Below are 20536 nucleotides of genomic sequence, written 5' to 3' on the forward strand. Positions count from 1 at the left end.
GGTTGCCGGTGTTCAGCTTGAGGATGCGGTGACCCGCCGCCTCCAGCCGCATGGCCTCCTCGAGGACCGGGCCGCGGATTTCGTAGCAGACGTTGGCGAGCTTCGTTGACTGGATCACCTGCATGACGGCCACTCTACGGGCGCGGTCCAGTACCCGCCGGGTGGTTTTCGCCACGCGAGGGGCGGACCGTGCCGGGTTGTGCACGGAATGTGATGGATGGGGCGGTGCGGATTCGGTGGTGGACGGCCGGATTCAGCCGTGCCGCCCCGGGGTGCGGCGGACCGCGCGGCCCGCCAGGACGGTGGTGCGGCGGCCGTCCTCGATGACGAAGCGGCCGTCTATCAGGACGTAGGGGATACCGGTGGGCAGGGTGCGGGGCGCGTCGAAGGTGGCGCCCGGGGCGACCGTCTCCGGGTCGAAGAGGACCAGGTCGGCGCGGTAGCCCTCGCGGACCAGACCGCGGTCGGGCAGCCGCAGCCGGGCCGCGGGCCGGGAGGTCAGGTGCGCCACGCACTCCTCCAGGGAGAGCACGCCCAGCTCGCGCGCATAGGTGCCCAGGTACGCGGGGAACGTCCCGTAGGCGCGGGGGTGGGGCTTGGCCCCCTGGAGGATGCCGTCGCTGCCGCCGGTGTGTACGGGGTGGCGCATGATGGCCCGGACGTTCTCCTCGTGGCCGACGTGCTGGAGGACCGTCGGGCCCAGCCGGTCGGCGAGCAGCAGGCCGCGGGCGGTCTCCCAGGGTGTCTCGCCGCGCTCGGCGGCGCTGCGGGCGACGGTCTTGCCGACCAGGGCGGCCAGCGCCGGGTCGGTGACGCCGGAGATCTCGACGGTGTACCAGTCGACGGGGACACCGTGGCAGCCGTCCGAACCCTCGGTCTCCAGGGCGTGCCGGATCGCCTCGGCCGCGGTGTCGTCGGCCAGCCGGGCGAGGATCACCTCCGGGCCGCCCTCGCTCGCCCAGCTGGGCAGCAGCGCCACCAGGGTGGTGCAGCCGGGGGTGTACGGATAGGTGTCCAGGCTGATGTCGGCGCCCTCGGCCAGGGCCGCGTCCAGCAGGGCCAGCAGTTCGGGGGCGCGGCCCTTGTTGACGCCGAAGTTCAACGTGGCGTGGGCGAGGTGCAGGGCGCAGCCCGCCGCGCGGGCCACGTCGATCATCTCCTGGTACGCGGTGAGCGCGCCGGCCCCGTAGGAGCGGTGGTGCGGGCAGTAGTAGCCCTCGTAGCGGGCCACCACCCGGCAGAGTTCGGTGAGTTCGGCGTCCGGGGCGTACATGCCGGGGGTGTAGGTGAGGCCGGAGGACAGGCCCATCGCACCCTGCTGGAGGCCCTCGGCGACCAGCTGCCGCATCCGGTCCAGTTCGGGGCCGGTGGCCGGGCGGTCCTCCCAGCCGGTGGCCAGCACGCGGACGGTGCCCTGGGGGACGAGGTAGGCGGCGTTGACCGCTATGCCCGCGCCGCCGAAGCCGTGGTCGAGGCGGTCGAGGTATTCGCCGACGGTGCGCCAGGTGAAGGCGACGGAGGTGTCGCCGGGGCCGCCGCCGTTCCAGCCGGCGATCTGGGCGCGGACCGCGGCCAGGGTGCGGTCGTCCACCGGGGCGTAGGACAGGCCGTCCTGGCCGAGGACTTCGAGGGTGACGCCCTGGGCGGCCTTGGCGGTGTGCTCGGGGTCGCGCAGCAGCGCCAGGTCGCTGTGCGCGTGCATGTCGATGAAGCCGGGGGCCAGGGCGAGGCCGGCGGCGTCCACTGTCCGGGCGGCGGACGGGCGCGGGCCGCCGTCGGACGGCCGGTGGATGCGGGCGATGCGGCCGCCGGACAGGGCCACGTCGGCGCGGTAGGACGGGCCGCCGGAGCCGTCGATGACGCGGACGTCGCGGATGACGGTGTCCCTCTCCCTGTCCTTTTCCCTGTCCATGTCCGTAGGCGGCCTTTCTCGGGTGTGTGGCGAGTGGGGCGGTTGTGGCGCGGGTATCAGAAGAACGTGCGGAGGAAGTCCACGACCGTCCCGTCCTCCTCCACCAGCGGAATCAACTGCCATTTGTCGAAGGAGGTGCAGGGATGCGACAGCCCCAGGGCGACCCAGTCGCCGACCTCGACGTCGCCGGCGTGCTCGGTGCGCAGCCAGGCGTGCTGGTCGGAGAGGCCGGTCACGGTGAGGCCGGACGCCGGGCGCACCGTGCCGTCCCGGCCGGAGCGTACGGCCAGCGCCTGCGGCAGGCCGAGGTCGTAGGCGGCGTCCCGCTTGCCCGCGTTGAGGAACGCCTGGGCGGGCGTGGGCCGGGAGACGACCTGCGCCCACAGCCGGAAGGCGGGCCGCAACTCCCCTTCCCCGGGGAGGCGGTTGAAGGGTGTGCGGTGGCGGTAGTGCCCGTCGTCGTGCGAGACGTACGCGCCCGAGCGCAGCAGTTTCAGCACCGGCGCGGAGAGCGCGGGGATCTCCGCGAAGACCTCGGCGACGGCGTCGAACCACGCGCTGCCGCCGGCGCTGACCACGATCTCGTCCAGGTCGGCGAAGCGGCCGGCGGCGTCCAGGCCGGTGGCGAGCGCGACCAGCCGGCGCAGCCAGGCGGTGACCTTCGCGTGGTCGGCGTCGGGCACCTCGCCCTCGTAGCCGGCGACGCCCACCAGCCGCAGGGTGTCCACGCCCGCGATCGCGTCGGCGAGTTCGCGGCACTCGGCCTCGGTGCGGGCGCCGGTGCGGGCCTCCTCGCCGGCGGCCAGTTCGATGACGACGTCCACGGGGCGGACGGCCTCGGCGGCGCGCAGCGCGGTGTCCATCAGCTCGATACCGCGCAGCGAGTCGACGTAGAGGACGCAGCGGAAGTCCGGGTCGGCGGCGAGTTCGCCGGCCAGCCAGCGCAGCGCGGCGGCGTCCACCACCTCGTTGGCCAGGAAGATCCGCTGGATGCCGAAGTCCCGGTAGACGCGGGCCTGGTGGGGGACGGCCGCGGTGATGCCCCAGGCGCCGTGCGCGAGTTGGCGGGCGAAGAGCTGAGGGGCCATCGAGGTCTTGCCGTGCGGGGCGAAGGCCAGGCCGTGCCGGGTGGTGTAGGTCTCCAGCAGGGCGAGGTTGTGCTCGACCGACTCGGCGGAGAGGGCCAGGACGGGGGTGGTGAAGCCGCCGGTGAAGAGATTGCGGCGCTCGGCGGCCAGTTCGCCGAGGGTGCGGCCGGCGGCGTCCGGAGGGAGCCCCTTGAAGCGGTGATCGACTGTGTCGTCCGCGAGTGTGGTGAGTTCCCGCGTGAGCCGGTCGCCGGCCATGGAGCCTCCTCGAAGAGCGCGTTGCAGCATCTGCAACGCTCGTTGCGCATATCGCTGGCAGCTGTCTAACATCCGGGCCATCGCCCGGTCAATGGTGGGAATCGGCGTGCTGGGGAGGGGTTCACCGGCCCCGCCCCGGTCACCAGCCGTCAGCCGTACGGCCATCCGGACGGCCATCCGTACGGCCCCCGTCCGGCGGCACAGCGAAGGAGCGCACCCGATCGTGACCACGACCTCGAACGTCAGCGACACCCCCGTCCCGGCGGCCGCCGCCCCGGACGTCGATGTCGTCTGCCTCGGCGAGTCCATGGTCACCTTCCTGCCCACCGTCCCCGGGCCGCTCGCCGACGTGCCCGCCTTCGAACGGGCCATCGGCGGCGCGGAGTCCAACGTCGCCTGCGCGCTCGCCCGGGCCGGGCACACCGCCCGCTGGGTCTCCCGGGTCGGCGCCGACGGGTTCGGCGACCATCTCGTCCGGGAGATCGCCGGGTACGGCGTGGACACCCGTGCCGTACGCCGCGATCCCGTCCGCCCCACCGGTATCTACTTCCGCACCGCCGGCGACCGTGCCACCGCCGCCCATGAAGTGGCCTACTACCGCACCGGTTCCGCCGCCTCCGCGATGGCCGCCGGCACCGTGGACCTCGCCGCGCTGCGCACCGGCCGGATCCTCCACCTCTCCGGCATCACCGCCGCGTTGTCGGAGGACTGCCACGGCCTGCTGCGCGCGGCCATGGCCAGGCCCGGGCCCGCCGGTGGCGACGGCAGCGCCGCTGGGGTCGGCAGTGCGGTCGGCGCCGTGACTGCCGCCGGGCCTGGGGCCGGTAGCGCCACCGACACCCCGCAGGGGCTTGGCACCCACCCCCACCGCCCCCTCATCTCCTTCGACGTCAACTACCGCCCGCACCTGTGGACCGGCGCCGCCCGCGATCCCCGCGTGCTGCTCGATCTGGCCCGGGGCGCCGATCTGGTGTTCGTCGGGGCCGATGAGGCGCGGGCCGCGTGGGGGCTGGCCGACGCCCGCGCCATCAGGGCGGCGCTGCCCGAGCCGGAGGTGCTGGTGGTCAAGCTCGGGCGGGCCGGTGCGCGGGTGTTCCGGCACGCCCCCGGCGGGCCCGGCAGCCCCGGCAGCCCCGGCAGCCCCGGCAGGCCCGGCCCCGGGTGGGACGAGGAGCCGGGCGGGGTGCTCGTCCCGGCTCCGGCCGTCGAGGTGGTGGCCGAGGTCGGGGCCGGGGACGCGTTCGCGGCCGGGTTCCTCTCCGGCACGCTGCGCGGCCTGCCGCTGCGGGCCCGGGTGCGGTACGGCCACCTGTGGGCCGCCGCCGCGCTCACCGTCCCGGGCGACCTCGCCGCCCCGCCCGCCCGGGCCCTGGCCGACCGGCTGGCCGCGCTCGACGAGGCCGCCTGGGGGACACTGCACCTCGGCCCCGGCTGGACGGACGCCCAGGAGGCCGCGGACCAGGAGGTATCCCCGTCATGAGCCAGACCGTCGACCGCGCGCTGAGCATCCTCCCGCTGCTCGCCGAGGGACCCGCCGACCTCGCACGGGTCGCCGACCGGCTCGGTGTGCACAAGTCCACCGCGCTGCGCCTGCTGCGCACCCTGCACGAGCACGGCCTGGTCTACCGCCAGCCCGACCAGCGCTACCGCCTCGGCGCCCGGCTCTTCGCCCTCGCCCAGGAGGCCGTCGAGAATCTCGACATCCGCGGTATCGCCCACCCCCACCTCGCCGAACTCAACGAGCAGTGCGGCCACACCGTCCACCTCGCCGTCCACGAGGACAACGAGGTCCTCTACATCGACAAGGTCGACAGCCGCTATCCGGTCCGGATGTACTCCCGGATCGGCAAACCGGTGGCGATCACCGTCGCCGCCGTCGCCAAGCTGCTGCTGGCCGACCTCCCCGAGCCCGAGCGCCGCGCCCTGGCCGCCAAGCTCGACTACCCCCGCTACACGCCCCGTTCGACGCCCGACGCCGCGGCCTTCCTGGCCGAGCTGGCCACCGTGCGCGAACAGGGCTGGGCCGCCGACCTCGGCGGCCACGAGGAGTCCATCAACTGCGTCGCCGCCCCCATCCGGGGCGCGGACGGCCGGGTGGCGGCCGCGATGTCGCTCTCCGCGCCCAACGTCGTCGTCACCGCCGAGGAACTCCTCACCCTGCTCCCGCTGGTGCGCCGCACCGCCGACGCCATCAGCCGGGAGCTGTCCGGCACCGCGAGCCCCGGCCACCGGCCGGCCCCGTCCCACCCGTCCGAAGGACAGACATGAGCGAGAAGACCGCCCTCACCCCGGCCACCCACACCACTCCGCCCGCGCAGTTCTCGCACGGCGTCAAGAAGGGCAACATCCTCCAGGTCGCCGGCCAGGTCGGCTTCCTGCCCGCGCTGGCAGGCCAGCCGCCGACGCCCGCCGGCCCCACCCTGCGCGAGCAGACCCTCCAGACGCTCGCCAACGTCAAAGCCATCCTCGAAGAGGGCGGTGCGACCTGGGACGACGTGATGATGCTGCGCGTCTACCTCACCGACACCGACCACTTCGCCGAGATGAACGAGATCTACAACCAGTACTTCGACGAGCAGCGCCTCACCCAGCCGCCCGCCGCCCGGACCACGGTCTACGTCGGCCTGCCCAAGGGCCTGCTCATCGAGATCGACGCGCTCGCCGTCCTGAGCTGAGGCAGCAACCCCCCTTGTTCCACCCGCCGTTGGTGCACCGCACCGCGCACCGCCCGCCGCACGGCACGGCGCCCCGTACGCCCGGGGCGCCGTGCCGCGGTCCCCCCTTGCCCGGACCCCCTGACAACGGAGTCACCGCATGGTCCCCGCCACCGCGCTCACCGCCGCGCCACCACCGCCCCCGCACACCGGCGGGCTGCTCGCCCTGATCCCCGGCACCCCCGGCCTGCTGACCGTCGCCGCCCTCGGCATCGCCCTGCTGCTCTTCCTGATCATGAAGGTCAGGCTCCAGCCGTTCGTCGCGCTGCTCGGCGTCTCGGTCGCGGTCGGCCTGGCCGCCGGTCTCTCGGTCACCGAACTCTTCGGCACGGTCCAGAAGTCCGACGCGGTCTCACTCATCGAGAGCGGGATGGGCGGCATCCTCGGCCATGTCGCGGTCATCATCGGGCTGGGCACCATGCTCGGCGCGATCCTGGAGGTCTCCGGCGGTGCCGAGGTGCTCAGCGCCCGGCTGCTGGCCCTCTTCGGCGAGCGCCGCGCCCCGCTGGCGATGGGCCTGACCGGCCTGATCTTCGGCATCCCGGTCTTCTTCGACGTCGGCATCTTCGTACTGGCGCCGCTGGTCTACGCCGCCGCGCGCAGGAGCGGACGCTCGATCCTGCTCTACGCGATGCCGCTGCTGGCCGGGCTGTCCATGACCCACGCCTTCCTGCCGCCGCACCCCGGGCCGGTGGCCGCGGCCGGGCTGTTCAAGGTCGATCTGGGGTGGATCATCCTGATGGGCGCGGTGTGCGGGATACCGGCGGTGCTGGCCGCGTGGGCGTACGCCGCCTGGATCGGCAAGCGCCTGTTCGTGCCCGTGCCGCAGGACATGGCCGAGGCCGCGGAGGAGGCCCGGGCGGCCGTTGCCGCCGAGCGGACCGCGGCCGGGGGCACGTCCACGGAGAGGCCGGTCGCCCTGGGCACCGTCCTCGTCGTCATCGGGACCCCGCTGGTGCTGATCCTGCTGGCCACGTTCTCGTCGATCGCGCTGGCGCCCTCCGCCGGGCGCTCGGTCATCGAGTTCTTCGGCCACCCCTTCACGGCCCTGACCCTCGCGCTGCTGCTGGCGTACTACCTCCTGGGCGTCCGCCGCGGCTGGTCCCGCGCCTCCCTGGAGCGGGTCTCCACCGCTTCCCTCAAGCCGGTCGGCAACATCCTGCTGGTGGTCGGCGCGGGCGGCGTCTTCGGCGCGGTCCTCAAGGGCAGCGGGGTGGCCACCGCGCTGTCGCAGACCTTCCACCACGTCGGCCTGCCGGTGCTCGTCCTGGCCTATCTGCTGTCGCTGGTGCTGCGGGTGGCGCAGGGTTCGGCGACGGTGGCGATCGTCACCACCGCCGGGATCGTGCTGCCGCTGGTGGAGGCGCAGGGGCTCTCCCAGGCGCAGCTGGCGCTGGTCATCATGGCGATATCGGCCGGTTCCATCTTCGCCTCGCATGTGAACGACGGCGGATTCTGGATGGTGAGCAAGTATTTCGGCATATCCGAGCGGGACACGCTGAAGTCCTGGACGGTCCTGGAATCGGTCCTCTCGCTGGCCGGATTCGCGGTGGCGGGAGTGGTGAGCCTGGTGGTGTAGCGGGACCGGCATGCCCCGGAACCCGCGGATTCCGGGGCACGGCCGGCCGGCCGCACCATTCACCAACGGCCGGAAAACAACGCTTCGTTCAGCGAAGGGGCACCTGCCCGATCCTCACTTCCCCTTGCAGTACGTCCCTTCCTTCCCGATCGAGCGGTACATGCAGTCGGCGTTCTCCAGCAGGCGCAGCACGGCCTCCCGATTGCGCGCGGTCTCCCGTGGTATCACCGTGTCCTTCGGATAGAAGCCGCCCGCGCCGGAGGACGACGGATACATCTCGAAGGTGTAGGCGAAGATCTTCTGGTCGCCCCACAGCCAGTCGTCGATCGACCCGTCGGTGATGTACAGCTCGCTGGACTGCTCGGGGGTGTAGCCGTTGCTCTCGGCCATGGACCGGCCGACCGCGGCGAACGCGTCGTGGTCGTCCTGCGTCATGCCCGGCGCGGTCGGGTTATTGGTGAAGCCGTACGGCCACATCACCAGTTCGCTGTAGGTGTGGAAGTCGATGGCGGCCGTGATCTGCTGCTTTCCGCCGACGACCCGGGAGCGGACGAATTTCTCGACCGCCCGGACCTCCGGAGAGGAGGCCGCCGCCGGGCCGCGGTAGGTCTCGGCGGACGGCGAGCCGGACGAGCCGCCGCAGCATCCCCACTTGTATTCCCAGTTGCGGTTGAGGTCGGTGCCGACGGCGGTCGAACCGGTGTTGGGCTGGCGGTTCTTGCGCCAGTTGCGGAACGAGCCGGTGGCGATGTCGTACGTACCGCCGTCCGGATTCAGGTCGGGGACGATCCAGATCTCGCGGGAGTCCAGGAGTTTGGTGACGCGCGGGTCGGAGCCGTATTTCCCGGTGAATTCGGTGAGGAGGTAGAGCGCCATCTCGACCGTGAGGTGTTCCCGGGCGTGCTGGTGCGCGGTGAAGAGGACTTCCGGTTCGGCCTCGTCCTTGGCCGCGTTCCGGCTGAGTTTGAGGGCGATGATGTCCCTGCCCTCGTGCGATTTCCCGATGACGGTCTTGGTGAGCAGGGACGGGTATTTCGCGATCAGGGCGTCGATCGCTTGGTTCGCCTGCTCGTAGGTGTGGTACTTGGTGTAGCCGGACGGGAATCCCTTGACCCCGGGCGTGACGCCGGTCCCCGCCGCGAACCCCGGCGGGTCGGGCAGCCGCCTGACCGAGTGGCCGAGCGCGCGGACGAGGGCGAGCTGCCGGCGGTCGGCGGTGACGACCGCGGCGCGGCCGTGCACCTCGTCGATCGCGGCGCCGGTCGCGGCCAGCGCGGTGCGGGCGGCGGCGGTGGTGACGCCGGACACCTCGTACTGGTGCGGGAGTTCGGCGGTGTCCGCGGCCCCGGCCGGCGGGTTCTGCGCCTGGGCGGCGGCTAACGGGGCGGCGAGGGCCAGGGTGAGGGCCGCGGCGAGGACGGTGGTGCGGACGCCGCGCGGTCGTGGTCGCATGCGGTCTCCTGGGGTGGGGTGTGAGGCGAAGCGACCCGGCCAGTCTTCGGGTGTTGGCATGAGCCGGTCAAGGCGAGGTCAAGTCAAGGTGCGCGGCGGGACGGTAAGGGGTAGGGATCACCGGAGCGGGCCGCGTCGCCGTCCGCCCGGCACGTGCCCCAACTTCTCACCGTTTCCCGCAACTTCATTGCCTCCGGGCGCGTTCCCGGCGAACAATGCGACGACCGATCCGGAGCCCCGGCGGCGGCCCGACGCCCCGCCGGCCCCGGACCCGTAGCGGAGAGGAACCCCCACATGCCCCGACCTCTCGTCGGCACCCTGGCCACCGCCGTTCTGGGCGCCGCCGCCCTGGTGACCGCCGCCACCCCGGCGGGCGCCGCGCCGGCCGGACCCGCCGCGCACACCACCAAGGCGCCGCGGACCAAGGCCGTCGACTTCGCCGGCACCGTCGCGCTGAGCAACTGCTCCGGCTCGATCGTCAAGATGCCCACCTCGCAGCCGAACGACCCGGCGCTGGTGATGACCAACGGCCACTGCCTGGAGAGCGGGATGCCCTCGCCGGGCGAGGTGATAGTCGGCCAGCCCTCCAGCCGCTCGTTCACCGTCCTGAGCAAGACGGCCGGCAACCTCGGGCAGATCCGCGCCAGCAAGGTCGTCTACGCCACGATGACCGACACCGATGTGACGCTGTACCAGTCGAGTTCGACGTACGCGCAGATCCAGCAGAAGTACGGGATCAAGCCGCTGGAGCTGTCCACCGACCACCCGGTCAAGGGCGCCGGGATCACCGTCGTGTCCGGCTACTGGAAGAAGACCTACAGCTGCTCCATCGACGGGTTCGTGCCCACCCTGAAGGAGGGCGACTGGACCTGGAAGGACTCGGTCCGCTACACCCCGGAGTGCAAGACGATCGGCGGCACCTCCGGCTCGCCCGTGGTCGACAACGCCACCGGCAAGGTCACCGCGATCAACAACACCGGCAACGAGGACGGTGAGCGCTGCACCGTCAACAACCCGTGCGAGGTGGACGAGAGCGGCAACGTCACCGTCCACCAGGGCACCAACTACGCCGAGGAGACCTACACCATCCCCAAGTGCTTCGGCACCGGCAACAAGCTCGATCTGAACGCCGCCGGCTGCACCCTGCCCAAGCCGTCCGGCATCCGCCGCTGAGCACCCGCCGCCGGGCGCCGATCACCCCGCCCCTGAGCGGGCGGCCGGGCCCCGCGCACGTACGCGCGGGGCCCGGCCCTTGGGGGGTGGCGTCCTGTGAAGGGGCCCGGCGGCTACGGCAGCTGGTGCACGTGCCCGCCCACCTGGCGGGCGAACTCCCCGCCGTTCGAGGCGTCCCAGTTCGTGGACCACGTCATCGCGCCGCGCAGCCCCGGATACGTCCGCGGTGGCTTGAACGAACCGCAGTTGCGTCCCGCGGTCAGGCAGTCCAGCGCCGCGTTGACCACCGACGGGGAGACGTAGCCGCCGCCCGCCGCGCTGGGCGAGGCCGGCACGCCCAGCCCGACCTGCGACGGATCGAGCCCGCCCTCCAACTGGGTGCAGGCCAGCGCGGTGAGGAAGTCCACCGAGCCCTGCGCGTAGACCTGGCCGTCGCAGCCGTTCATCGAACCGCTGTTGTAGAACTGCGTGTTGACGGCGGTCAGGAAGTCCTTGATGGCCAGCGCGGTCTTGAAGTACGCGTTCTGCGGCGACAGCATGTCGATGGTCTGCGGCGCCATGGTCACCACCACATCGGGGTGCGCGGCGTGCAGCGCCTTGAGCGCCTGCGTCATGTACGTGGCGTCCAGCCCGTTTTCGAGGTCGATGTCCACGCCGTCGAAGCCGTACGCGTCCATCAGGGCGCCGACCGAATCGGCGAAGTTCGCGGCGGAGGCGGCGTCGCCGACCGAGACCGCGCCGCGCTCGCCGCCGACCGAGAGGATGACCGACTTCCCGGCCGCCTGCTTGGCCTTGATATCGGCCTTGAAGTCGTCCACCGAGGCGTAGCCCAGGGCCGGGTCGAGGGTGAAGGTGACCGCGCCCGGCTTGCCGGCGGCGTCGGCGAAGGCCACCGCGATGATGTCGTAGGCGTCGTCGACGTCCTTGAGTTTCTGCACCGTCGCGCCGTTGGCGAAGTTCTGCCAGTAGCCGGTCAGGGCGTGGCGGGGGACGGCCGCGGGGCGGGCCGCCGCGGCGGGCGCGCGGTCCGGGCCGGCCGCGGCGGCGGGGCCGGCCGGACCGGCGGCGGTCAGCGCGGCCGAGGTCAGCAGGGCGGCGGCCAGACCGGCCAGCAGCGGTCTGCGGCCGGATCGTTCTCCTCGTGACAGGTGTGCGCGAACCACGACTGCCTCCGTGTGGGGGGGTGAGTGGGGGAGTGGTGCCGTGTGCGCTCAGGGGCCCCTGCGCTCGCCGTCCACGGTGGTCCAGACCAATAAACGGTGTCAAGGGGCCGGACGGGAGCGGGTGTTCGCCGGGGAGCGGCCCGGACGGCCGGCCGGGTTTCCCGTGCGGGTGGCGGTCGAGACCAGTAGCCCAGAACGTGTTCTCCGGGACGTATCTCTGTGGATAAAGTGCTGAGCGTATGGCGCCGATGGCGCAGAGCTGTGCCGATCCGCGGTCCCCGGGAGCCCCGGAGGCCGGAAGGAGTGGGGGAGCGACGTGCCGACCGCGATTGCAGTCACCAGCCCGGACCTCGCGCTGCCCGCGACCGACCGGCAGACCCCCGCCGCGGTCGTCCTCGCGGCCCCCGGGCGGGCGCCGCTGGACGAGGCGCTGGCGGAGACCAGCGCCGTCCTGGAGCACCACGGCCACCTCGTCGTCCTGTACTCCTCCGCCTGCCCGCCCGAGCACGTCCGGCGGCTGCACACCCTGCGCGCCGTCCTGGAGAGCGACCGGATCGCCATCCTGCCCAGCCCCCTTCCGCCGCTCGGCGTCGCCGTACTCGCCCGCCAGCTGCGGCAGTTGTCGCTGTGCGGCTTCAGCCCCGGCGTACTGGCCTGCGCCGCCCGGCTGCTGACGCACTACGTGCACGCCGGCGCCCTGCTGGGCAGCGTCAGCGGGCTGGACCGCGTCCAGGTGGACCTGCGCTCGCATCTGAAGTCGTGGCTGCCCGGCGTCCACTTCGCGGTACTCGCCGCCCCGCAGCCGCAGTTGCTCCGCCTCGACCGGCACACCGCCCACACCGGCCTCCGCCCGCCCGGCTACGCCACCCGGCTCGCGGTCGCCCGGGGCCAGCTCACCGCCGACTGGGTCACCTCCGCGCTCGCCCCCGCCTGGCAGGTGCAGGGCGTCCACGAGGCGCGGCTGCCCGCCGAGTCGGCCCGCTGGTGGGGTACCCAGAAGCTGATCGAATTCGCCGCCGCCATCCCCGATCCGGCGCTGCTGAGCCGCCTGGTGGCCTCCGTCCGGCGCGAGCCGTGCGGCTGGTGCGGCGCGGACGTGCTCGGCGACCGCTGCGCGTTCTGCGCCGCGCCGCTGGCCAGGGACCGGGCGGGCGGCGGCTCGGCCGGGCGGGAACCGGCCGCGATAGCCGGGGCGCCGGCCGCGGTGCCGGCGCCCGCCATCCCTGGAGCCCTGCCCCCGGCGCCCGCCCCGGCGCCGCCGCCCCCACCCGCCGCCGGCCCGGCCGGTTCGCCGCTGCGGCAGCGCGGCCTGTCGCCCGTGGCGCCGGCCGGCGTCCCCGGGGTCGTCGGCATCGCCGGCGTACCGGGCCGGCCGGGCGGCCAGCGGCCCGTACGCGGCGGGCCCGGCCCGATCGACGTGCGCGGGCCGGACTTCCGGGCCGGGGCGGTGCCGTACGTGGCGGGGCCGGTGCCGTACGGGGCCGGAACGCAGCCGCCCGCCGGGCGCGGACTGGCCGGGCGGCCGGACCACCCCGGCCTCCGTACCGCCCCCGGCGGCGCGCGGACGGTGGCGCACGTGCGCTGACGCCGCCCGACCGTCCCGGACCGCCCCGCTCCGTACCGCGCCGCCGACCCGCCCCGACCGCCCCGCCCCCGTCCCGATCGAGGTCCCCCGCACATGAACTCACGCCAGCGCCGCGGAGTGATCCTGCTGGTCCTGTCCGTCCTCTGCGCGGTCGGCGCGTTCCTCGGCGTGCTGTCGGTGATCCGGAACGTCGAATCGCAGGTCGGCCCGGAACGGACCGCGTACCGCCTCAAGACGGATGTCACCGCCTATAAAGCGCTGGATCCGGGGCAGTTCGAAGAGGTGAGGATTCCGCAGCGGTGGCTGCCGCCCACCGCCGTCACCGACCTCGACAAGGTCAGCGGCAAGATCGCGGTGACCCCGCTGAAGAAGGGCTCGCTGCTCCAGGACGACATGATCGTCGACCGGCCGGCGCTCAAGCCCGGCCAGCAGGAGATCGCCATCATGATCGACGCCGCCACCGGCGTGGCCGGCAAGATCACCCCCGGCTCGCGGGTGAACATCTACGCCACCTTCGACGGCCGCCGCCCCGAGGACAAGCCGGTCTCCAAGGTCATCGTGGCCGGCGCCCAGGTCATCGACGTCGGCAAGCTCACCCCCCTGGAGGCCAAGGACCCCGGCGGCGCCACCGCCACCAGCCGCCAGCCCGGCCAGGCCGTCCCGATCACCTTCGCGCTGGACACCCAGGACGCCCAGCGCGTCGCCTACGCCGAGTCCTTCGCCTCCCATGTGCGGCTCGCCCTGCTCGCCCCCGGCACCGAGGCCACCGTGCCGCCCGGCGAGCGCACGTACACCCTCGACGGCGACAAATGACCCGGAGGCCCTGGTGACCATCCGCATCCTGCCCGCGGTCGGCGACCCGGAGGCCGCCCGGGCGCTGGCCGCGCTCCTCGGCCGGCTGCCGGACGCCGAGGCGGCGCCCGCCGCCGCCGACTCCACCGCCCTGCTGGCCGCCCTGGCCGGGGCCGCCGGACCGCCCGGCGCCGCGCCGCCCGGCGGGACCGCGCCCGGCGGACCGGCCGCCGCCGTCGCCGCGCTCCCCGAAGTCGTCCTCGTCCACGAGGGGATCGGCCCGCTGCCGGCCCTGGAGCTGATCCGCGAGGTGGCGCTCCGCTTTCCCGCTGTCGGTGTCGTCCTGATCACCGCCGACGGCGGGCCCGCGCTCTTCTCCGCCGCGATGGACGCCGGCGCCCGCGGCATCGTCGGACTGCCGCTCGCCTCCGACGAGTTGGCCGCCCGGGTGCAGGCCGCGGCCCAGTGGGCCACCGGCGTCCGCGTCCACCTAGGGGGAAACCCCCAGGCGCGGCCCGCGCCCACCGGCACCCTCGTCACCGTCACCGGCGCCAAGGGCGGCGTCGGCACCACCGTCACCGCCGTCCAGCTCGCGCTCGCCGCCCGGGCCGCCGGGCGCCGGGTGGCGCTGGCCGACCTCGACCTCCAGTCCGGCGACATCGGCTCGTATCTGGACGTGCAGTTCCGCCGCTCGGTGGTGGACCTCGCCGGCATCCAGGACATCTCCCCCCGGGTCCTCCAGGACGCGGTGCACGCCCACCACACCGGCCTCGGGCTGCTGCTCGCGCCCGAGGAGGGCGAACGGGGCGAGGAGGTGGACGACCGGGCGGCCCGCCAGATCGTCACCGCGCTGCGCGCCCACTACGACGTGGTGATCGCCGACTGCGGCTCCCAGATGCAGTCCGCCAACGCCGCCGCCGTCGAACTCGCCGATCTCGCCCTGCTGGTGACCACCCCGGACGTGGTCTGCGTCCGCGCCGCCAAACGGCAGGTGCGGCTGTGGGACCGGCTGCGGATCCGCAAGGCCGAGGACACCACCACCGTCGTCAACCGCCTCACCCGGCACACCGAGATCCAGCCCGCGCTGGTCGCCAAGGCCACCGGCACGCACGTCGCCCGGACGCCGGTCCCGGCCGCGTTCAAGGAGCTCCAGCCCTGTGTGGACGCGGGCCGGATGCAGGACCTCGACGCGCGTTCGACGGTCCGCCAGGCGCTGTGGGCGCTGGCCGGCGAGCTGGGCCTGGCCGGCGCCCCGGCCGTCCGCCCCGGGCGGGCCGGCCACCGGGCGCGCCCGTCGCTGACCGGGCGCAAGCGCAAGGCCCTCACCACGGGGGCGGCTCCCGATTCCGGGACGGTTCAGGGGTCGGGTCAGGGACCGGCTCAGGGTCCCGCGCCCGGCCCGGCCGCCGGCGGCCCGTTCGCCGCCCCGCCAGGACCCCGCGGCCCGGTCCCGTACGACCCGGCCCCGTACGATCCGGCCGGCGGCCCCTACGAGGAGGGCTGAGCGATGCGGCGACCCGCCGGACCCGGCCGCCGACCCCCGCGCGGCCCGCACCGCCGCCCGCACCGCGGCCGCGACCGCGGCCAGGTCACCGTCGAATTCCTCGGCCTGCTCCCGCTGATCCTCGGTGTGCTCGCCCTGCTCTGGCAGTTCGCCCTGGTCGGCTACACCTACTCACTGGCCGCGCACGCCGCCGACCGGGGCGCGCGAGCCGCCGCGGCGCTCGACGGCGGCGGCGCCGGCGCCTGCCGCGCCGCCGCCGAACACCAGCTCCCGCGCGCCTGGCACCCCGGCTCCAGCACCGACTGCGGCACCGAGGCCGGCCTGTGGAAGGCGACGGTCCGGATCCGCGTCCCGGTGCTCTTCCCCGGCGCCGGGGCGTTCCCGTGGACGGTCACCGGCAGCGCCGGCGCCGCCAAGGAGGCAGCCGACCGATGACCCCCCGCACCCCTGCCCCCAAGCCCCGCCCGCGCCCCCGGCACCGCGACCGCGGCTCGGCATCCCTGGAATTCCTCGGCGTCCTCCCGCTCCTGCTGCTCGTCGCCCTCGCCGCCGTCCAGCTCGGCCTGGCCGCCTACGCCGCCCAGCAGGCCGGCACCGCCGCCCGCGCCGCGGCCCGTACCGCCGCGATGGACGACGCCGACCGGGAGACCGACCCGGGCAGCGCCGGCCGGGCCGCGCTCAGCGGCTGGACCGCCGACCGCGCCACCATCACCGTCAGCGCCTCCGGCACCGCCGCCACGGCCACCGCCACCGTCACGATCCCCTCGATCGTCCCCGGCGCCGACTTCGGCTCCGCGCGCCGCAGCGCCACCATGCCCCGCCCCGCGACACCCCCCGGAGCCCAGCGATGAGCCTCAAAGCCCGCATCGTCGCGCCCGAACCGGCCGGTGAGGACCGCCAGGACGGCCACCTCGTCGCCGTCTACCGCGCCAAGCTGCTGGAGGAGATCGACCTCGCCGAGATGTCCGCGCTGACCGCCGCCGAGCGCCGCTCCCGGCTGGAGCGCGTCCTGGGCCACATCATCAGCCGCGAGGGCCCGGTCCTGTCCACCGCCGAACGCGGCCAGCTCATCCGCCGGGTGGTGGACGAAGCCCTCGGCCTCGGCGTGCTGGAACCCCTCCTGGAGGACGCCTCCATCACCGAGATCATGGTCAACGGCCCGGACCAGGTCTACGTCGAACGGCACGGCCGGGTCGAGCTCGTACCCGTCCGCTTCGCCTCCCACGAGCAGCTGATGCAGACCATCGAACGGATCGTCTCCACCGTCAACCGCCGCGTGGACGAGTCGAATCCGATGGTCGACGCCCGGCTGCCGACCGGCGAGCGCGTCAACGTCATCATCCCTCCGCTCGCCCTCAACGGCGCCACCCTCACCATCCGCCGCTTCCCCCGCGCCTACACCCTCGCCGAACTCATCGGCATCGGCACCCTGGACGAGCAGATGCTGATGCTGCTGGCGGGGCTGGTGCGGGCCAAGTTCAACGTGGTGGTCTCCGGCGCCACCGGCGCGGGCAAGACCACGCTGCTCAACGCCCTGTCCGGGCTCATCCCGGACGGCGAGCGGATCATCACCGTCGAGGACGCCGCCGAACTCCAGCTCCAGCAGACCCACGTCATCCGGCTGGAGTCCCGCCCGCCCAACGTCGAGGGCAAGGGCCGGATCACCATCCGCGACCTGGTCCGCAACTCCCTGCGGATGCGCCCGGACCGGATCATCGTCGGCGAGGTCCGCGGCGGCGAGACCCTCGACATGCTCCAGGCGATGTCCACCGGCCACGACGGCTCACTGGCCACCGTCCACGCCAACAGCGCCGAGGACGCCCTGATGCGCCTCCAGACGCTCGCCTCCATGGCGGACGTCACCGTTCCGTTCGAGGCCCTGCGCGACCAGATCAACAGCGCCGTGGACTGCCTCGTCCAGCTCACCCGGCACGCCGACGGCTCCCGCCGGATCAGCGAGATCGCGCTGCTGGACTCCCGCGGCCACGAGGACTACCGCCTGGTGACGGTCTGCCGCTTCGCCGCCGAACCGATGGGCGCCGACCGCGTGGTGCACGGCGCGTTCCAGTATTTCCCGCTGCCCCGCCGGGTCGCCGAACGCCTCTTCATGGCCGGCGAGCCCACCCCGCCGGCCTTCGGCGTGGCGGCCACCGACGACCAACTCGCCACCCGGAAGGCCACCTGATGACCGGCGGGAACGCCACCCTGCCCGTACTCGCCCTGACCGCCACCGTGCTCTCCGGCGCGCTCGCCGTCGCCGGGGTCCGGGCCTACGCCGCCGGGCGCGCCCAGCGGCAGGCCATCGCCGAGCGGCTGGACGACGACCGGGGCCTGCCGGCGGCCGGCCGGCGCCGCCGCTTCCCGTCCGTGGACCGCACCCTGCGCGCCACCCGCTTCGGCCGCCGGCTCGCGCTGCGGCTGGCCGCCACCGGTCTGGACACCACCCCGGGCGAGTTCTTCGTCGGCATGGTCGCCGCGGTGGTGGTGCTCTGGGTGGCCGCGCAGGCGGTGCTGGCCCCCTTCTTCGGGCCGATCGCCGCGGTGATCGCCGTCTGGGCCGCGTTCGCCTTCCTGAACTGGCAGCGGCAGAAGCGGATCGAGAAGTTCATCAACCAGCTCCCGGAGCTGTCCCGCATCCTCGCCAACGCCACCCAGGCCGGCCTCGCCCTGCGCACCGCGCTCGCCATGGCCGCCGAGGAGCTGGAGGCGCCGGCCGGCGAGGAGCTGGCGAAGGTCTCCGACAAACTCGCCGTCGGCCACTCCGTCGACGACGCCCTGGGCGAACTGGCCGAACGGCTCCCCTCCCGCGAACTGGTCGTCCTGGTCACCACCCTGGTCCTGGCCAACCGCGCCGGCGGCACCGTCGTCGGCTCGCTGCGCAACCTCACCAAGACCCTGGAGGAGCGCAAGGAGACCCGCCGCGAGGTCCGCACCCAGCTCTCCCAGGTCACCGTCACCGCCTACGTCGTCCCGCTGCTCGGCGTCGGCACCCTGCTGCTGATGAACCGCATCGCGCCCGGCGCCATCGACCGGATGACCTCGTCGTTCCTCGGCCAGCTCGCGGTGGTGGCGGCCTTCGTCCTGTACGCGCTCGGCTTCTTCCTCATCCGCCGGCTCTCCAAGATCGACGTCTAGCGCCGGCCGGCGCCGAAAGAAGGTCCGCCCTGATGGCACTCGGAATCCTGCTGGCCCTCGCGCTCGCCCTGTCGGTCGCCGGCATCTGCGCCGGGATCGCGCTCTACCGCCGCGAGGCCCGCCTCCCGCCCGACCTCGCGCTGTCCCTGGAGGTCGGCGCGACCCGCACCACCGCGGTCGGCTCCGCCATCGACCGCACCGGCATGCGCTACGCCCCGCTGGTGCTGCGGCTGATGGGCGAGAAGCGGGTGGCCCGGATCCGCCGCCGGATCGACCTGGCCGGCAACCCCGGCGGCCTCACCGTCGACCGCTACGCCGCCCGCCGCGCCGTCTACGGCGGCCTGGGCTTCTTCGGCGCGCTGGTGATGTTCCTCAAGGGCCAGCCGCTGCTCGGCGTCCTCATGGTGCTCTTCGGCCTCTTCTGGACCGAGGTCGGCATCCGGGCCGCCATCCGGCAGCGCAAGGACACCATCGAGCGCACTCTTCCGGACTTTCTCGATGTGCTGGCCGTCGTGGTCAGCGCCGGCCTCGGCTTCCGGCAGGCGCTGGACCGGGTCGCCGAGAAGTACGAGGGCCCCTGGGCCGACGAACTCCGCATCACCCTGCGCCAGATGGACATGGGCGTCAGCCGCCGCGCCGCCTTCGAGGAGCTGCGCAAACGCAATGACTCCGAACAGGTAGCGCAGTTCGTCACCGCCCTCCAGCAGGGCGAGGAGCTGGGCTCGCCGATCGTCGAGACGCTGATCCAGATCGCCAACGACATGCGCCGCACCGACGCCCAGAACGCCCGCCGGCGCGCCGCCCGCGCCGTCCCCAAGGCCACCATGGTCGTCACCACCTTCATGGTCCCGGCCACGATGATCCTGCTCATCGCCGGTTTCTTCCTGGGCTCCGGCACCGACTTCGGCTCCCTGACGGGTGACTGACACGCCGCCCCGGGCTTGCGCCCGCACACCCCGCGCCCGCCCGCGCCGCCCCGACCGACCGCCGTACGCCCGCGGCCGGATGACGGCGCCCCGGGCCGGTCATCGCCCGCAACACCTTCGCAAGCGCAACGAGTTGTGCCACAGTGGAGGCGCCGGCCGCCCGCCGCGCACCCCGGTGCGGGCCGCGGCCGGACCGCACGCCCGGGGACGCCGCGGCGGCGGACGGCACACCGGGGGACGCCGAAGGGGGAGCGGGGGTGGCTGAGGTGGCGCGCGATGGCCAAAACCCTTCGGCCGATCCGTCGTTGGTGGTTTCGGAGCGGGACGAGGTTCGGAATGCCTGTTCCGGGAAGGCCGTTCCGGCGTACGTTTCTCGTGCCCTGCGCGCCGGCGCGCGCATCACGGGGGCACACCGGCCGGACCAGAGCGGGACGGCGTCCCACGGAGGGGAAGACGATGGCGAAGCGGATCGTACGGAGCGACCGGGGCCAGACCTCGATCGAGTACCTCGGCATCATCGCGGTGGTCGTGGCCATCGTCCTGGTCCTGTCCACCACCGACTTCGGCAGCCAGATCGCCAACGCCATCGCCAACAAGATCTCCGACGTCGTCGGGATCTAGCCCCCGCCGCTCCGCCCGTGCCGGCCCTCCCCGCCCCGCGCCGCCGCCGGCGCGACGCCGGGCAGACCCTGCCGATCTACGTCGTCGCGATCGGGGGCCTGCTCTTCCTCGCGCTGGCCTTCTTCGCCGTCGGCCAGGCCGCGGCCGTGCGCAACGGCGCCCAGACCGCCGCCGACGCCGCCGCGCTCGCCGCCGGCCAGCGCTACCGCGACGACCTCACCGAGAACCTCCTCGCCGGGCTCCGCGCCGGCCCCGCCGACCCGGCGGCCTGGGAGGAGCTGCTCAACGGCCGCGGCGCCCCCTCCGCCGCGGCCTGCGCGAGCGCCGGCTGGTACGCCGGGCGCAACGGCGCCGCGCTGACCTCCTGCACCCCCGACTCCTGGCCCACGTCGTTCGCCGTCACCGTGAAGTCCCGTTCCGCGGTGGGCAGTTCGGTCATCCCCGGCACCGGAAGCGCCCACGCCGAGGCCGCCGCGAAGGCGATCGTCGTCCCCCGCTGCACCCTCGGCCCGCCCAGCGACCGGCCCGGCGACCGCCCCACCCCCGGCGACGGCGGCCCCGACGGCCCGCCCGCCCCCCGCCCCCTCACCTGCCACGGCAAGGGCTGGACCCTCGACCCCGGCCGCCCCGGCGC

19 protein-coding genes and 1 pseudogene are annotated in these 20536 nt (G+C 74.0%); 15 read left to right on the forward strand and 5 right to left on the reverse strand.

All coding sequences use genetic code 11. The features are described from left to right. The 3 genes and pseudogenes from ADL22_RS34425 to ADL22_RS01830 all read right to left on the reverse strand — a co-directional run. A pseudogene (locus tag ADL22_RS34425) lies at positions 1-175 on the reverse strand (aminotransferase); the annotation flags it as partial. A 78-nt stretch (positions 176-253) separates the two neighbouring features. Then, positions 254-1912, reverse strand: coding sequence for an N-acyl-D-amino-acid deacylase family protein (locus ADL22_RS01825; protein WP_066973073.1), 1659 nt, complete (start codon positions 1910-1912; stop codon positions 254-256). Positions 1913-1968: 56 nt separating this feature from the next. Beyond that, the gene (locus ADL22_RS01830) at positions 1969-3258 is read right to left on the reverse strand and encodes an amino acid deaminase (protein WP_066973075.1); all 1290 of its coding nucleotides are present in this window, start codon (positions 3256-3258) and stop codon (positions 1969-1971) included. A 307-nt stretch (positions 3259-3565) separates the two neighbouring features. Between ADL22_RS01830 and ADL22_RS01835 the strand changes: the two genes are divergently transcribed. The 4 genes from ADL22_RS01835 (at position 3566) to ADL22_RS01850 (ending at position 7551) form a co-directional block, all read left to right on the forward strand. After that, on the forward strand, positions 3566-4738 hold the full coding sequence (locus ADL22_RS01835) for a sugar kinase (RefSeq protein WP_234430499.1): 1173 nt from the start codon (positions 3566-3568) through the stop codon (positions 4736-4738). After that, positions 4735-5526: an IclR family transcriptional regulator gene (locus tag ADL22_RS01840; RefSeq protein WP_066973079.1), complete on the forward strand. Its 792-nt coding sequence runs from the start codon at positions 4735-4737 to the stop codon at positions 5524-5526. The genes ADL22_RS01835 and ADL22_RS01840 overlap by 4 nt, the downstream gene beginning before the upstream one ends. After that, positions 5523-5933 carry a RidA family protein gene (locus ADL22_RS01845; protein WP_066973081.1) on the forward strand — a complete coding sequence of 137 codons (411 nt, stop codon included), beginning with the start codon at positions 5523-5525 and terminating at the stop codon, positions 5931-5933. The genes ADL22_RS01840 and ADL22_RS01845 overlap by 4 nt, the downstream gene beginning before the upstream one ends. 139 nt (positions 5934-6072) lie before the next feature. Beyond that, complete coding sequence (locus ADL22_RS01850) at positions 6073-7551, forward strand: GntP family permease (protein ID WP_066973083.1); 1479 nt, start codon at positions 6073-6075, stop codon at positions 7549-7551. A gap of 114 nt (positions 7552-7665) precedes the next feature. On the opposite strand, the gene ADL22_RS01855 is transcribed toward ADL22_RS01850, so the two are convergent. After that, a complete protein-coding gene (locus ADL22_RS01855) occupies positions 7666-9003 on the reverse strand; it encodes a M14 family metallopeptidase (RefSeq protein WP_066973085.1) in 1338 nt (445 codons plus the stop codon). Between the two features lie 294 nt (positions 9004-9297). Between ADL22_RS01855 and ADL22_RS01860 the strand changes: the two genes are divergently transcribed. After that, a complete protein-coding gene (locus ADL22_RS01860; RefSeq protein ID WP_066973087.1) occupies positions 9298-10176 on the forward strand; it encodes a S1 family peptidase in 879 nt (292 codons plus the stop codon). Between the two features lie 113 nt (positions 10177-10289). Here the strand turns inward: ADL22_RS01860 and ADL22_RS01865 are convergent, their stop codons facing one another. Then, on the reverse strand, positions 10290-11339 hold the full coding sequence (locus ADL22_RS01865) for a chitinase (RefSeq protein WP_420711528.1): 1050 nt from the start codon (positions 11337-11339) through the stop codon (positions 10290-10292). 316 nt (positions 11340-11655) lie between these two features. Here ADL22_RS01865 and ADL22_RS01870 point away from each other — a divergent pair, with 316 nt between their 5' ends. From ADL22_RS01870 to ADL22_RS01910, 10 genes are all read left to right on the forward strand, one after another. Beyond that, complete coding sequence (locus tag ADL22_RS01870) at positions 11656-12924, forward strand: hypothetical protein (protein WP_066973089.1); 1269 nt, start codon at positions 11656-11658, stop codon at positions 12922-12924. Between the two features lie 93 nt (positions 12925-13017). Then, positions 13018-13737 (forward strand): Flp pilus assembly protein CpaB, encoded by a 720-nt coding sequence (cpaB, locus tag ADL22_RS01875; protein WP_066973091.1) that lies wholly within the window; start codon positions 13018-13020, stop codon positions 13735-13737. 13 nt (positions 13738-13750) lie between these two features. Continuing rightward, complete coding sequence (locus ADL22_RS01880; RefSeq protein WP_066973093.1) at positions 13751-15220, forward strand: AAA family ATPase; 1470 nt, start codon at positions 13751-13753, stop codon at positions 15218-15220. 3 nt (positions 15221-15223) lie between these two features. Continuing rightward, positions 15224-15655 carry a TadE/TadG family type IV pilus assembly protein gene (locus tag ADL22_RS01885; protein ID WP_066973096.1) on the forward strand — a complete coding sequence of 144 codons (432 nt, stop codon included), beginning with the start codon at positions 15224-15226 and terminating at the stop codon, positions 15653-15655. Beyond that, entirely contained in the window at positions 15652-16071 is a 420-nt protein-coding gene (locus ADL22_RS01890) for a TadE/TadG family type IV pilus assembly protein (protein WP_066973098.1), read from the forward strand. Before ADL22_RS01885 ends, ADL22_RS01890 begins: the two co-directional genes overlap by 4 nt. Continuing rightward, positions 16068-17405, forward strand: a complete 1338-nt coding sequence (locus ADL22_RS01895; RefSeq protein WP_066973100.1) for a CpaF family protein — start codon at positions 16068-16070, stop codon at positions 17403-17405. Before ADL22_RS01890 ends, ADL22_RS01895 begins: the two co-directional genes overlap by 4 nt. After that, positions 17405-18355 (forward strand): type II secretion system F family protein, encoded by a 951-nt coding sequence (locus tag ADL22_RS01900; protein WP_066973102.1) that lies wholly within the window; start codon positions 17405-17407, stop codon positions 18353-18355. Before ADL22_RS01895 ends, ADL22_RS01900 begins: the two co-directional genes overlap by 1 nt. Before the next feature lie 32 nt (positions 18356-18387). After that, on the forward strand, positions 18388-19281 hold the full coding sequence (locus ADL22_RS01905; RefSeq protein WP_066973104.1) for a DUF5936 domain-containing protein: 894 nt from the start codon (positions 18388-18390) through the stop codon (positions 19279-19281). A 456-nt stretch (positions 19282-19737) separates the two neighbouring features. Beyond that, positions 19738-19902 carry a hypothetical protein gene (locus ADL22_RS35620; RefSeq protein WP_199836188.1) on the forward strand — a complete coding sequence of 55 codons (165 nt, stop codon included), beginning with the start codon at positions 19738-19740 and terminating at the stop codon, positions 19900-19902. Positions 19903-19919: 17 nt separating this feature from the next. Continuing rightward, on the forward strand, positions 19920-20536 hold a 617-nt coding region (locus tag ADL22_RS01910), incomplete at its 3' end, for a pilus assembly protein TadG-related protein (protein WP_066973106.1).

Source organism: Streptomyces sp. NRRL F-4489 (assembly GCF_001509485.1).
Taxonomy (GTDB): domain Bacteria; phylum Actinomycetota; class Actinomycetes; order Streptomycetales; family Streptomycetaceae; genus Streptomyces.